General features: G+C 44.1%; 7 protein-coding genes and 1 pseudogene. 3 read left to right on the top strand and 5 right to left on the bottom strand.

Translation table 11 applies throughout. The features are described 5' to 3' along the window. Positions 1-312: 312 nt before the first annotated feature. The 5 genes and pseudogenes from QUA01_RS25710 to QUA01_RS25690 form a co-directional block, all read right to left on the bottom strand. Positions 313-648, bottom strand: coding sequence for a hypothetical protein (locus tag QUA01_RS25710; RefSeq protein WP_194008708.1), 336 nt, complete (start codon positions 646-648; stop codon positions 313-315). A gap of 414 nt (positions 649-1,062) precedes the next feature. Then, positions 1,063-5,034 carry an ATP-binding protein gene (locus QUA01_RS25705; protein ID WP_333093333.1) on the bottom strand — a complete coding sequence of 1,324 codons (3,972 nt, stop codon included), beginning with the start codon at positions 5,032-5,034 and terminating at the stop codon, positions 1,063-1,065. Further along, on the bottom strand, positions 5,027-5,155 hold the full coding sequence (locus QUA01_RS25700; protein ID WP_333093332.1) for a tetratricopeptide repeat protein: 129 nt from the start codon (positions 5,153-5,155) through the stop codon (positions 5,027-5,029). The genes QUA01_RS25705 and QUA01_RS25700 overlap by 8 nt, the downstream gene beginning before the upstream one ends. Before the next feature lie 410 nt (positions 5,156-5,565). Continuing rightward, positions 5,566-5,685 (bottom strand): annotated as a pseudogene (locus tag QUA01_RS25695) (ISKra4 family transposase); the annotation flags it as partial. Between the two features lie 247 nt (positions 5,686-5,932). After that, complete coding sequence (locus QUA01_RS25690) at positions 5,933-7,681, bottom strand: ABC transporter ATP-binding protein (protein ID WP_333093331.1); 1,749 nt, start codon at positions 7,679-7,681, stop codon at positions 5,933-5,935. A gap of 353 nt (positions 7,682-8,034) precedes the next feature. Here QUA01_RS25690 and QUA01_RS25685 point away from each other — a divergent pair, with 353 nt between their 5' ends. From QUA01_RS25685 to QUA01_RS25675, 3 genes are all read left to right on the top strand, one after another. Next, entirely contained in the window at positions 8,035-8,250 is a 216-nt protein-coding gene (locus QUA01_RS25685; protein WP_333093330.1) for a hypothetical protein, read from the top strand. A 52-nt stretch (positions 8,251-8,302) separates the two neighbouring features. Beyond that, on the top strand, positions 8,303-9,994 hold the full coding sequence (gene groL, locus QUA01_RS25680) for a chaperonin GroEL (protein ID WP_333093329.1): 1,692 nt from the start codon (positions 8,303-8,305) through the stop codon (positions 9,992-9,994). 562 nt (positions 9,995-10,556) lie between these two features. Further along, positions 10,557-14,789 carry a PAS domain-containing protein gene (locus QUA01_RS25675; protein ID WP_333093328.1) on the top strand — a complete coding sequence of 1,411 codons (4,233 nt, stop codon included), beginning with the start codon at positions 10,557-10,559 and terminating at the stop codon, positions 14,787-14,789. Positions 14,790-15,048: the final 259 nt, after the last annotated feature.

Genomic DNA, 15,048 nt, shown 5'->3' with positions numbered 1-15,048 from the left:
TCTTGCACTAAACTCTCGATCGCGCGATCGTATAACCGCGCCGTGTAACCTTTCTGCACTTATCCAGCAAGCCCTAACTAGGCATAGATTCGTTAGTGTAAACAAGTTAGTTTATACAATTTTGCCAAATAAGTGAGTGCTACCTGTGAACACCCGCGATGTTTTGGATGGTTAAAACTGCTAATAACAAGTTTTTATTAAATTGCTCTAGATGAAGTCCTATTTGTATAGGAACAGTAAGCAAAGGTTAATAAAGCGTGAAGTTTTAATAGGTGAGTAGAGATATTATCCCATCCCTACTCGCTTGCGGATCTACAATTCAATGACTGCGACTTTCTTTTTACTCTTTTGGTCGCGAAGAACTACGGTATTGTAAGGGGAGGTATCTGTTCCTAGGGGGACGGCACTTTTAACGGTACCCATAGTTCCTGTGAGTTCGCCTAGTTCTATGGATTTATTTAAATTTCCATCTATCGCTAGGTATGCACTCAATTTTACTTTAGAATTTGTGACTTCTAAATCCTTAAAGAGTACGGCCTCTCCTCCTTCAGGATCGATCCCTAAAATAGCCGTGCCGTGTGCGACAACTGAACTTTCTTCTTCATCTACGTTACCCATCTTGATGTCAGCGGGGTCTTGACCGTCCATAGCCAAATATCCTCAAATGTTTGTTGATTTTAAATACTTTTTAGCTTATCTTAATGACAGAGCAATGACAAATCTCTTAAGACTGATATTCCACATCTCTATCGCTACACCGTTAGTAATAGAAATTTCACCCATCTGAGATGGATCGGAGGATTTTCAGCCGCAGATATGGCTAACTCATGTCCCAAATTTTGTAATTTACGAGCTAACTTTTGAAGGGTTTAAATTTATGATGTAAAAAAATGTATTTTTAAACTCATACTAATTCTCTATAGCAATCCTAAGTGATTTACTCGTTCTGCTCGTTACTTTCGCTTAGCCTGGTAACGCAGATCCGGAGGCTCTGCCGACATTTTCGCAGGCGAGACTCTTCAAGAGTGACATCGATTCCTAGGCTCTTAACCTCTTAACCAGTTATTGAAAATGATTTAGGATTGCTATAGTTGTCGTGCGCGTGGAAGTAATATGGGGGCGCGATGATGATTGACTCAGTAGCTGCGGGTATTTTGTTTCTAAATCCTTGACCTTTGCTAACGCTCCCCAGCGAGTGTAGGCGTAATGAGCTTCACTGATGTAAGTTCGGGCAATTATTTCTTTGCCCAATGCGAGGTAAAATTTCCCGGCAAGTTCGTAAGCTAGGGCTTCTTCGTTGAGGTATTCATTCTCTTTAGCTCCGGCAATAGCCTTGTCGTAATAGTCCATTGCCTCCATATATTGACCGAGAACCCGATAGCGCTCTGCCTCCACTAAATAAAATTTATGTAGATGATTCATCGGAGCATGAGATGCCCAATATTTCATCCTTTCCTGGTTAGTGTTAATCCGATTAAGCAAAGCTTCTTTTTCAGAATTTAAAGCATTCGTAAATACGCTCAAATGAGCTAGAGAATCATAGAAATGGAAAAGCGACACAGCCATCAATGCTGTCACAGCATCTAAATACTGTTCTGCCAAAACAGCATTTTGTGCAGCTTGACGATAATCACCAAATAAATAACAGAGGATAATCTTATTTAGATATAAGTAGTGCAACTCTATTCTGTCATTTATTTCAAGGGCAAGGGGGAGTGCTAGCTCTTCATTGTAAGCATCACCACTTAATAAAGTGGGGTTCTCTTCCTGACCCAGTAAGTTACGAACTGCCTGCAAAAATATTGAGATCCAATTAAAGGGTCTTTCCCGCCTTATTTGACTAATGGCTTTACTATAATTCGATATTTTTTGTTCTATATCAGTAAGTTGGTGACCGATAAAATATGAATGATAGCTATTTAAAAATGCCGCGTAGCCAGCATATTCAAAATCTCCCATTTCCATCCCGCTTTGATAGGAATCAATCAGAATAGGCAGTGTTTCCTTGAAATGCTTTTTCCAATGGATTATGAAGCCTCCAAACACCAGCAATGTCTTACACTCGATGTCTTTGATATCTAGCAACTCAAGTAACTTTAAACTCAATCTACCAAAACTATAACCAGAATCAATGTCTTGAACTACCCCACACAAAATTAATCCGTAACTAACATAAACAAATGCAGACCAACGTGAATTACCATATTTGATAGATAAATTCACCTGTTCGCACATCATAAGTATATACAGTGCTGGCGCAGATGTTAAAGCACTAGCAGCTATACTCGAAAAGATAAGTAGGGCTGCCTGCTTATCCGGTTCAATCATTAAAGGTAGGTTAATTAAATCTTCAATGTCTCGATCGCCAACCAGTGAAGCCGTTGTTTCGAGTCCTCTTTGAACATCCCACTGGCTCGGATATTCTGGTAAGCTTATCCCTAACTGTGTCAGTGCTATAAGGCTAATTTGAATTCCTTCTTTTATTTTACTTTGTGCACCAGCGGCTTGAATTTTTACATCATAAACTTTTACTTTATCCAGCACAGTTTTAGCACGATTTAATACTTCTTCTGCCAGGTCTTCCATCTTTGGAAAGTCGCCATTGAGATATGCTGCTTCTGTGGCTTCTTCGTGTAGCGCTAAAGTTAAGTCATAGTTACTCTGCCAACTATCTACATTATTTATCAGGTTTAGTCCTGTATTCAAATAGTCAACGGCTGCCACATACGCTGTTGCAGCTTTAGCTTTTTTGCCTGCCATCAAATTTAGTTGGGCAATTTTATCTTGTTCCGCTCGATCGGTCACAAGTTCGACGCCTAAATTGAGGTGATCGACGATTTCAAATATCTCCTCTGATACGGCTTCCGGATCTGTATTCTCCAATAGTAGCCGACCAATTTGTAAGTGGACTGCTGTTTTTTGCGCTTCATCAATCAAGGCATAGCCTGCTTGTTGAACTCGATCGTGCAAAAACTTGTAATCCTGAATTAACAGTTGAGTATCTAACTCAGAGGTGGGCAAAATCAATCCAGATTGAATTGCCGTCACCAGATCGGGGAAAACTGCCTCTTTGGATTTTTCACAAACAATAGAGATAGTGGTTAAATCAAAAGAAGCCCCGACACAAGCTGCCAAGCGTAAAACTTGCTGTGTGGATTCTGGCAGTTTCTTCAAGTTGCCAATCATCAACTCCACTACATTATCAGTAATGTCCTGTGCCTCAATGTTTGAAATATCCCACACAAAGGCGTGACGCTGAAAATCAAAAGTTATTAAGTTTTCGGCGTGCAGGGTTTTCAGAAATTGATTGGCAAAGAATGGATTGCCAATTGTTTTCCGCTGAACCAGTTCTGCTAAAAGATTTACTGACTTATTGTCGCTATGCAATGTATCAGCAATTAACTGATTGATATGTTCTAATTCTAACGGTGCTAAGGTAATAAAGTTGAGAGTTGCCCCAAGATTCCGTAGCCCCTCAAGAGTCATCATCAAAGGATGAGTGGGGTTGACTTCGTTATCTCTATACGCCCCAATTAGAAATAAATATTGTGTATCCGTATCCGTCATCATCAGTTCGATTAACTTGAGCGTTGCGGAGTCTGCCCACTGCAAATCGTCCAGAAAGATGACCAAGGGATGCTCTTTTGCACAAAATGCCCGAATGAAGTTTTGGAAGACCAGATTAAAGCGATTCTGGGACTCAGTGGGGCTTAATTCCGGCACGGGGGGTTGCTTGCCTATAATTAGTTCCACTTCAGGAATCACTTCAACAATCACCTGTCCATTGGAGCTAAAAGCAGCAAGGAGTTTTTCTCGCCAAAGGTTTAGTTGTGCTTCGCTTTCCGTTAACAGTTGGCGCATCAATCCGGCGAAAGCACTGACAACGGCTGAGTAGGGAATATTGCGCTGAAACTGGTCAAATTTTCCGGAGGTGAAATAGCCGCGCTTTTGAGTGATGGGTTTATGAACTTCTGCCACCAATACTGATTTACCGATGCCGGAATAACCTGCAACTAGCATCATTTCAGTTGTGCCTTGACTCACTCGGTCAAATGCTGTTAGCAAGGTTTCAACTTCTGACTCTCTTCCGTAAAGCTTTTGGGGAATTTGAAACTTGTCGGAAATATCCTTAGAACCGAGAGGGAAATCTGCTATAGTCCCATTAGCTTGTAACTGAAAGAGACATTCTTCTAAATCAGCTTTGAGTCCCCAGGTACTTTGATATCGTTCCTCTGCCATTTTCGCCATCAGCTTCATGACAATATCCGAAACGGCTTGAGGACAAGGTTCTCCCGGTTTCCCTCTCTCCCCCTCTCCTCCTGCTAAAAGATGAGGGGGTATTGGCTGTTTGGCGATATGACAATGCACCAGTTCCAACGCATCGGTACTTTCAAAAGGTAACTGTCCCGTAAGGAGTTCGTAGAAGGTAACGCCGAGAGAGTAAAAGTCAGTGCGGTAATCTAAAGAACGATTCATTCGTCCCGTTTGCTCCGGTGACATATAGGCTAAAGTGCCTTCTAAAACATTGGGATTTTTCAGCGTAGGATTTTCGCGGGTTAATTGAGTGGAGATACCAAAGTCAATGATTTTGATAATTTCTGTTTCTGGGTTAAAGACGATGTTGGCAGGATTAATATCTTTATGAATAATATGGGCAGCGTGAATCGCGCCCAATATCTCGGCTGTTTGGATGGCTAATTTGAGGAATTTTGCGAGAGATAAAATATGCCCTGCATCTACAGAATCCTTGAATAATTGGCTTAAGGATGATGCGCCAAAATCCTCTAAGATAATGACCAGAGTTCTTTGATAAGGTTTTAAGGCATAAGATTTAACCACACCCTCTATGTTCAGATTGCGAGTGATTTCATATTCCTGCTTATATCGAGTTAGTTCAGAGGGGGTGGGGTAGTCTTGTTTCAGAACTTTGAGAATTACTGCTTTGCGATCTTGTTCTCGAATCCCTCGATAGACAACAGAATTGTCACTTTCGTAAATTTGGGCTAAAACTTTAATTCCAGGGAGTTTAATCATGTTTTGCTCTCCATCTTTGGCAGTTATGAACGTTACGGGCGATGGTCAACGATTGCTGATAGTATTCAATCGCCTTGGCATAGTTGCCTAGGGAAGTGTAAACATTTCGCAGATTACCCAATGCTGCCCCATCACCTTAGCGGTCTTTAATCTCTCGGTAGATAATCAATGTCTGTTGACTAAAGTGCAATCAACCCTGGAACCCTTCTGAGTTTAGATCAAAGTTGGCTGACCGTTGTTCAATTCTAAGCGGCTGGATTTTAACCACAAAAACTTTTACCTTCTTCGATCGCGAAAAGCGCTGATCAGACACTTTGCATAAAACTCGGTGCCCGTGGCCTTACAATGAACGCCCTTGCTACATAACGCAAAGCTTACGCAGAAGCCTTCATAAAAGAAATACGGTAAGTGGGAAACTAATCGCACTTACTCCTGAGAAGGAAACGACGCGAGGGACTTCAGTCCCCGTGAATCTTAAAAAGGGGGTGGAAATGGTTGGGAGCATCTCAGTTATGAAATAAGTAGAAATACTCAGGCAAAAGCCAGATTAAGATAAGAGCAGCGATGCTTGAGAACTTGAGAGATATTGTTGCGGTTCCATTGAGCGCCCGATATTTTAATTCTACGCCCAATCTGCTTAATGGTCGATTGGGAGCATCTCATTTTTGATTTAATGCGTGCTTTCCCCACTCGCTATCTATCCAACACTCGCGAGAGGGGACAACACTGTAAAGAAATTGTTTTTTGCATTCATTGAGATGCTCTCCCCATATTTTTGCACTTTTGGCTGGAGTCTCTAATATTTTAGTGCAGCTTTATGGAGAATTTGTATAAACACTTTCCAGAGGATTGGAATTGGTAAAGTATTTAGTACAAACCTGTTGGACACGGGTACAAGTCAATGCAGCAATTCTTCTAGTTTTTGCTGGTTCCACAGATACTGATAAAGCCCTGGTTGTCCTACCAATTCTGCGTGAGTGCCGCTTTGGACTATTTCTCCTTTTTCCATGACGAAAATGCGATCGGCTGTAGCAGCAGCGGACATCTGATGCGAGATGAAAATCACTGTTTTGCGATCGGTTCCTGTTGCCAAGTTATGCAGAATATCGGTAGCTGTTTGATTGTCTACGCTGGAAAGAGCGTCGTCCAAAATTAGCACGGGAGCGTCAACTAATAAGGCTCTGGCTAATGCTGTCCGCTGCCGCTGTCCGCCGGATAAGGTAATGCCGCGTTCGCCGACAACTGTTTTGTATTGCTGCGGAAAGTTGAGGATTTCGGGGTGAATTTGCGCTTGTTTGGCTGCTGATTCAACTTCTGGCTGTTCTGCTAAGGGATTGCCGTAGCGGATGTTATTCTTAATGGTAGTGCCGAACAAAAAGCTTTCTTGGGGCACGTAGGCGATCGCCCCGCGCAATTGGTTCAACTTCACTTCGGTAATATCATGCCCGTCCAAAAATAATTCACCCGGATCGATATCTAGCAAGCGCGGCAGTGCGTTAGCTAAGGTTGATTTTCCAGAGCCGATCGCCCCAACAACTGCGACTGTTTCCCCCGGTTTTATGGTAAAATTGACATTCTTGAGCGCGGGTGTATTAGCACCGGGATAAGTATAATTTAAGTTGCTGGCAGCAATTTCGCCGATTACTGGAGTTGGTATTTCAACTGCACCTGCAGCATCCTTAATTTGCGCTTCCACAGTCAGAATTGATTCGATGCGATCGACACTGACTTCTCCACGCTGGTAAGCCGTAATTGTGAAACCCAACAGCGCTGTCGGAAACACCAAACGCTCGACGTAAATCAGCAGCGCCACAAAATCGCCGATGCTAATTTCGCCCTTAGCAATTGCGCCGCCGCCAGCAGAAAGCAGCACTAACAAGCTGATGCTTGCCAAACCGCCCAGCAGTGGAAAAAGAAAGTTTCTGGTTTTTGCGAGTTCCAAATTTGCTGATAGCAATTGGGCGTTAGAATTGCGAAAGGCGCGGCGTTCGTTTTCTTCTTGAGCGTAGATTTTAATTACGGAAATGCCGCTCATATCTTCTTGAATCAAATCGCTCATTGCCGATAGTTCTTCTTGTACGGCTAATTGCTGGATGCGAAGTTTGTCGCTAAATAACTGCACCAAAACTAGCATTACAGGATAAACTGCGATCGCCAACAGCGTCAGCCGTACATCAATTCCCAGCATCACTGGCAAAGTCAAAGCATAGGCAAAAGCTGTATTCGCCAAACTCAGCACCGCAAACCCCACCAAGCGGCGAATGTTGTCTAAATCGGAAGTAGCCCGGTTAATTAAATCCCCTACTGTATTAACAGCAAAATAAGACGGTTCTAATGTTAATAAATGATTAAATATTTGCTGTTTGAGGTCAAATTCAACTTGACGGCCCACGCCAAACAGCAAAATCCGCGACACCATCCGAATTCCCCACATAATTGAGGCGAGGAGCAGAATTAGGAGCACGTAGTTGAAAACTTGGTCAAATTTAGTTGCAACTTGGAGAGTGTCAATGGCATTCCGAATCAGCAGGGGAATGTAAACGCCCACAGCATTGACAATTAATAGCGAGAAAACGCCCCAGAATGCGGGTTTCCAATGGGGGCGCATATAAGAACCGAGTTTTTGTAGTCGAGAATAACGAGCCATTATGTTAAGTCAGTTGTCAGTTGTTAGTTGTCAGTTGTCAGTTGTCAGTTGTCAGTTGTCAGTTGTTAGTTGTCAGTTGTCAGTTGTCAGTTGTTAGTTGTCAGTTGTCAGTTGTTAGTTGTTAGTTGTCAGTTGTCAGTTGGTAGGGGCGGTGCCCCGTGCCCGCCCTCTTAGTTGTCAGTTGGTAGGGGCGGTGGATGGTGCGTGCCCGTCCTCTTAGTTGTCAGTTGGTAGTTGTCAGTTGGTAGTTGTCATTAGGAAGAAGGCATGAAAGGCTTTGCTCAAGGTAAAAAGAAGCTAGAAGGAAGCTCTATCCTAAGCTAGACGATCGATCGAAGTTAAGAATTTTTTGAATGAAAATTGTGCTTTGGGATGACTGGCTATCAAAATTGGGATTGGACTTGAGACAAAAGCCGATCGCGCGAAATGACACAAACCACATTATATCCGTGGAGACACCACAGTGCCGTGTCCTGAGCCACCCGCACTCCTCGCCCGCCATCCCCAATCCGCCTCCCCCATCCCCTAGAAAGCTGGGGTGCGCTACAATCAAAAATCGATCGGCTTAGCACTCAGACTCAGAGAGTGCTAAATTTGCTATGTAAGCCAAAGGAGACAAACATGACCAAAATAGTTGCATTTAGCGACAAATCTAGGCGGGCACTAGAACGCGGGGTAAATCAACTCGCCGATGCAGTCCGCATCACCTTGGGCCCGAAAGGCCGGAACGTCCTATTAGAAAAAAAATACGGTGCTCCTCAAATCGTTAACGACGGTATCACCGTTGCTAGGGAAATCGAACTCGAAGACCCCCTGGAAAATGCCGGCGCTCGCTTAATTCAAGAAGTCGCCTCCAAAACTAAAGATATCGCAGGCGACGGCACTACAACCGCCACGGTGATCGCTCAATCTCTGATTCGCGAAGGTTTGAAGAACGTCGCAGCAGGCGCAAATCCAGTCGCCCTGCGCCGGGGTATTGACAAAACGATCGCCCATTTGGTCAAAGAAATCGAAAAATTGGCGAAACCAGTCGAAGGCGCGGCCATTGCTCAGGTCGCCACTGTCTCCGCCGGTAACGACGAAGAAGTAGGCGCGATGATCGCGCAAGCAATGGAAAAAGTCACCAAAGACGGCGTAATTACTGTTGAAGAGTCGAAATCTCTGTTAACAGAATTGGAAGTTGTCGAAGGGATGCAGTACGATCGCGGATATCTTTCGCCGTATTTTGTCACCAATAGCGATCGCATGGAAGTTGAGTATGAAAATGCTCGCATCCTGATCACCGACAAAAAAATTAACTCCATTCAAGAATTAATTCCGGTTCTCGAAAAAGTCGCCCGCACCGGTCAACCCCTGCTAATTATCGCCGAAGATATTGAAGGCGAAGCTTTGGCAACTTTGGTCATCAACAAAGCTCGTGGCGTGTTGAACGTCGCAGCTACCAAATCTCCTGGTTTTGGCGATCGACGCAAGGCTATGCTACAAGATATCGCCGTTCTGACTGGCGGTCAACTGATTTCCGAAGAAGTCGGACTCAGCATTGATACCGCAACACTAGAAATGCTCGGTACCGCCCGCAAAATTACGATCGACAAAGAAAACACGATCATTGTCGCTGGCGATGAACACAAAGCTGACGTGCAAACACGGATCGAGCAAATTCGCAAGCAACTAGCAGCGACGGATTCCGATTACGATCAAGAAAAATTGAGCGAACGCATTGCCAAACTAGCTGGCGGTATCGCTGTAATTAAAGTAGGCGCAGCTACCGAAACCGAGCTCAAAGACCGCAAACTTCGCATTGAAGATGCTCTCAACGCTACTAAAGCTGCTGTGGAAGAAGGCATCGTCGCAGGAGGCGGCACGACGCTGATTCACCTGATTACCAAAATAGATGCAATCAAAAACACTTTAGACGCTGAAGAACAAGTAGGCGCTGACTTGGTTGCGAAGGCTTTGGAAGCTCCTTTGCGTCAAATCGCTGATAATGCGGGCGTTGAAGGTTCGATCGCGATCGAGCGAGTGCGCGCGAGCGAGTTGAACATTGGCTACAATGCTCTCACCGACGTGTACGAAGATATGATTGCCGCCGGGATTATCGATCCGGCTAAGGTTGTGCGATCGGCTTTACAGAATGCCGGTTCCATTGCTGGCATGGTGTTAACCACCGAAGCTGTGATTGTCGAAAAACCCGAGAAGAAAAAAGCCGGCGGCGACATGGGCGACATGGGCGGCATGGGCGGCATGGGCGGCATGGGCGGCATGGGTGGCATGGGCGGCATGGGCGGCATGGGCGGCATGGGCATGATGTAGTCATCAGTCATTAGTCATCACTCATTAGTCATTAGTCGTGAGTTTGCGGCTAAAAACTGCCTGCTGATTGGTGGCTTTTGAGACAAAAAAGCCCTCTGTAGCGTCTGTAGGGTGCGCCTCGCGCACCTGACGCTATCGATAGACTAAGATTTTTCCCAAAAACCGCATCTCTCTCTCTCTCTTGGGCAATCTCTCCAATCTCCCCAATCTCCCAATCTCCCCCTCTCCCCAATCTCCCACTCTCCCACTCTCCCAATCTCCCCAATCTCCCAATCTCCCCCTCTCCCCATCTCCCACTCTCCCCCTCTCCCCCTCTCCCCATCTCCCTTTTCTATCCCCCTCCCTTTTCTATCCAATGCGTCTTGCTTTAAAAAAAGAACATCTGTTCTAATTAAGTTATATTCATAAAAATACTATTTCCTAAAAATTATTGTATCCTAGAGGGTTGCGCCGAAAATTGCACCGGGAACCGCAAATATAAAGTATGCAAAAATATTTGAGTGAGTTAAACTAATTTTAGGAAAAATTTAAAGCTTTACTTGCAAGCGATCGCAAAATACCCATGCAGGAAGTTATCAACTCGTTACAGTCTTTTTTCTCTAACTCTGTTGATGCTTTCCTAGAGTGCGATCGACAGCAAAACTACCTATACATCAATCCCGTTGCTGCTGCTTGGATGGGATTGGAGCCTGCTGAAATAGTCAACAAAACTAACCAAGAATTATTGCAATTATATCCCAATAATTCTGCTCTCAAAAACATAATCTCGCAGATTGATTCCTGCCTGCAACAAGTATTTATCACAGGGGAAAAAAAGCTGGCCATTCACGAGGTGAGGGCGGCAGACGGCGGAATTAAAATTTACGAAACGGCTTACACGCCAGCGGTGGATGCCTCTAGCAACCAGATGCGGGTTTTGGGTGTCGGTAGGGATATCACCAGGCACTACCGCTGGCAGCAAGAGAAAACTCAGCAGTTGCGCCGATCGAATCATTTACTGTGGTTGAATGCAGCTAACAGTCCCCTGGCAATGGTAGGCTGGGATGAAAATTTCCGAATCGTTCAGTGGTCGAAACGCGCCCAAGAAATCTTTGGCTGGACATCGGATGATATGCTGGGCAAGCATTTCGGCGATTTGGATTTGGTTTGCGAAGAAGAAAGAGAGGCTGTAAGCGCGATCGAACTAGAACTAGCCTCTGGGAATGGCAATATTTCCATCAATCAAAATAAAACTAAAAGCGGACAAGTTATTTGGTGTCGCTGGTTCAACTCAATTATTCGCAGCGGCGACTCTTTTACCGTACTTTCTTTGGTGGAAGACATCACAGATCGCAAACGATTGGAAGCAGAAAAAGCCCAAGCTTCTCGCCTCACAGCAATGGTAGCCGATGTCGGTATTGCCCTCACCAAACACCCTCAAGATATCCTGCTTCCTTGCTGCGACGCAATGGTGCGAAATATTGATGTCGCCTCCGCTGAAATTTGGACTTTAAACTCTCAATCCAATATTTGGGAGTTGCAAGCAGCCTCTGGAATCTACAGCCGCACAGGCGATCGGGCTAGCTTTATTGCAAGTAAGGTTAACTCGATCGCCCAACAGCAAAAACCGCAATTTGACTGCGGATTTGAACTGAATAATTTTGGACTTCTAGAAGAAAAATCCGAAGTTACAGGGTTATGCAGTTCCGAATTAGCAATTATCAACAGCCGCCAAAATCCGGCAAATTGCCAAATTCCCCAGCAGATTTTTACCTTCGCCGGCTACCCCTTAATAGTCGAAGAAAGGCTGGTGGGAGTCATGGTAATTATCAGCTTAAAGCCGCTGACAGCACCATTTCAAGAAACTTTAGCATCCGTTGCCGATGTCATAGCTTTAGGCATCGAACGCAAGCGCGCAGAAGCTGAATTAAAATCCGCTAAAGGGTTCCTCAATTCCGTAGTAGAAAATCTGCCCGTGGGAGTTTTTGCTAAAGATGCTTCTTCGCTAAAATTTGTGCTGTGGAATAAGGCCGGGGAAGCGATCGCAGGTGTTACCTCTCAAGAGGCGATCGGCAAAAATGACTACGATATTTATCCCAAAGAACAAGCTGATGTTTTTGCGGCTCAAGATAGGGAAATATTGACAGCTCATCGCAACCAATCTACGGTTAAAGAAATAGCCGAAGAGCCGATCCAAACTCGCCACAAAGGTATGAGAATACTGCACACCCGCAAAGTGCCAATTCTCGACGCTCAGGGGCATCCTCAGTACGTGTTGGGTATTACAGAAGATATTACTGAACGCAGGCAGGTAGACGAAAGCGTGCGCCTCTATGACCAAATAGTGGAGAATATGCAGATTGGTTTGTACGTCTATCATTTGGAAGATATAGAGGATGATAGTACATTAAGGGCGATCGCCTCTAATCCCGCTGCTACCCTGTTTACCGGATTAGAAATGGCCGACGTTTTGGGCATGACAATCGACGAGATTTTTCCCCACCTGCGATCGAAAAACATTCCCCAAGCATTTGCTTCGGTAATTCGCAGCCAAAAAGCCATAGAAGTTGAAGATATTGACTGCGATGAATGCGACAGAATAACTCGTGCTTTTTCTATTAAAGCTTTTCCTTTACCTAACAACTGCGTCGGCGTTGCTTTTGAAAACATTACAACTCGCAAGTGCCTGGAACTAGAACTGCAGGTAGCTTTGGAACAAACCGAAAGTTCCGAACAACTGCTCCGCACGGTAATAGACAAAACCAGCGACTGGATTTTTGCCAAAGACAAACAATTTCGCTATATTTTGGTCAACAAAAGTTTAGCTCAAGCTATCGGCAAAACAGTCGAACAAATAATTGGCAAATCCGATTTAGAATTAGGATTTTCAGAAGATCTAGTATTTGGGAATACTGCAGAAAATATCCGAGGATTCCGCACAGACGACTCTGCTGTACTAGCTGGCGAAATTATCCACAATCCCTGCGATGCGGCAACTCTTGCTGATGGTTCAGTACATATTTTAGACACCCAAAAAGTCCCTCTGCGCGACGCTGAAGGTAATATATTTGCAGTGCTAGGTTTCACTCACGACATTACAGAACGCCATGAATCAGAAGCAGCTTTGCGTAGAAGTGAATCAAGATTTCGCTCTTTGGTAGCTAATATTCCCGGAGTTGTTTATCGCTGGGAATGCGATTTTTCGACAAGTTTTATTAGCGATGCCGTTTACTTGCTGGTGGGCTACCCGGCTGCGGATTTTCTTTTGCCTTTGGAGATTGGAAGCCGGACTTTTACTAGCATTATTTACCCGGAAGATTTGGCAAAAGTAGAAGCAACAATTCGGCAATCAATAGAAAGCAAACAGTCTTATAATTTGGAATACCGCTTGTTAGCAGCAGATAACACGGTTAAATGGGTGTGGGATAAAGGTTCTCCTGTGTTCGACGCAGATGGGAGCGTTTTCTGTTTGGACGGGGTGATTTTGGATATTAGCGATCGCTATTACGCCCAAGAAGCATTGCGCCAAAAAACTTCCGAGTTAGAAGCTGTTTTTCTGGCCCTGCCCGATTTGTATTTCCGCCTCAATACTGACGGCATTATTTTGGATTACTTATCAGGAAATTCAGCGGATTTGTACCTAAATTCTGAGTATTTTATGGGCAAACGAATGGCAGATATATTGCCGGCTACCGTCGCCAGCCAGTTCAATCTGGCAATGCTTGAGGTTTCCGAAAACGGAACACCGGTTGATCTAGAGTATTCCCTACCCATGCCGGCAGGAGAAGAAACTTATGAAGCTAGATTGCTACCTCTTAACTCCAATCAGGCGATCGTTATTGCTCGCAATATTACTAAGCGCAAACAAGCCGAATCTCAATTAAAAGATAAAAATACCCAATTAGAGCAAACATTGAAACAATTAGGAAAAACTCAAGCTCAACTAATTCATGCGGAAAAAATGTCTAGTTTGGGACAGCTAGTGGCGGGAATTGCTCACGAAATTAATAATCCTGTCAGTTTTATTTACGGTAATATTATTCACGCGAGCCTGTATGCGAATAATTTGCTACAATTGTGTACTTTGTATCAAGAACATTACCCGGAACCTGTTGCTGCGATCGCGAATTTTGCTGAGGAAATAGAAGTCGAATTTATGAAAGAAGATTTTCCGCACCTGCTGACTTCTATTCAAACTGGAGCCGATCGCATTCGTGAAATTGTTCTGTCTTTACGCAACTTTGCCCGCCTGGAAGAATCCGATATTAAGCGTGTTGATATTCACGAAGGAATTGACAGCGCGCTATTAATTTTGCAACACAAATTTAAAGAAAATGGTAGAAATCGCCCGATTGAAATAATTAAAGAATATGGGACGCTGCCACAAGTAGAATGCTACGCTGGACAGTTAAATCAAGTGTTTATGAATATATTAAGTAATGCCATTGATGCTTTGGCAAGTGTGAGAAATAGAAAGTGGGAATTGCCTAGTCCAACGGATGTCCAACGGCAAAATTCTACGAGTTTACCTTTGGGTTGTGACGCATTACCTTTGATTCGGATTCGCACGGAGGTTTTGGAGAACAATTGGGTGGCGATCGCCATTTCAGATAACGGCGCGGGAATGGCAGAGTCTGTAAAATCTCGGATATTTGACCCGTTTTTTACGAATAAACCAGTAGGTAAGGGTACTGGTTTGGGATTGTCTATCTCTTATCAGATTGTGGTGGAAAGACACAGGGGCGCGCTGCGCTGCATTTCGGTGCCGGGAGAGGGAACTGAATTTGCGATCGAGATTCCCATGCGGCAAAGATAATACGATTTTAGAATTGGGAATTGGGAATTGGGAATTGGGAATTGGTGATTGAATAGTCGTAGGGTGTGTCGTTATACAAAATCGCTAAAAAATATCGACAATTGAGCGATCGACGCACCCGAAAAACTGGGTCATTGTCAATAAACACAACTTTTAACGATACATCTTACGAATACTCCAAATACTGTTGCATGAAATTTCAGAAATGCTATGAATTATTAGTTATACTGAAAAAAATGATAGCCTAATTAAAAACACT

It is taken from the genome of Microcoleus sp. S36a_B3, assembly GCF_036700745.1.
Taxonomy (GTDB): Bacteria; Cyanobacteriota; Cyanobacteriia; order Cyanobacteriales; family Microcoleaceae; genus Microcoleus.
This window is presented reverse-complemented; position numbering and strand designations above follow the sequence as displayed.

What these genes read in the sequence shown, in the direction of transcription:
- QUA01_RS25710 (WP_194008708.1), bottom strand. Translation starts at nt 648, where the DNA reads ATGGACGGTCAAGACCCCGCTGACATCAAGATGGGTAACGTAGATGAA.
- QUA01_RS25705 (WP_333093333.1), bottom strand. Translation starts at nt 5,034, where the DNA reads ATGATTAAACTCCCTGGAATTAAAGTTTTAGCCCAAATTTACGAAAGT.
- QUA01_RS25690 (WP_333093331.1), bottom strand. Translation starts at nt 7,681, where the DNA reads ATGGCTCGTTATTCTCGACTACAAAAACTCGGTTCTTATATGCGCCCC.
- QUA01_RS25675 (WP_333093328.1), top strand. Translation starts at nt 10,557, where the DNA reads ATGCAGGAAGTTATCAACTCGTTACAGTCTTTTTTCTCTAACTCTGTT.
- QUA01_RS25685 (WP_333093330.1), top strand. Translation starts at nt 8,035, where the DNA reads ATGAAAATTGTGCTTTGGGATGACTGGCTATCAAAATTGGGATTGGAC.
- groL (WP_333093329.1), top strand. Translation starts at nt 8,303, where the DNA reads ATGACCAAAATAGTTGCATTTAGCGACAAATCTAGGCGGGCACTAGAA.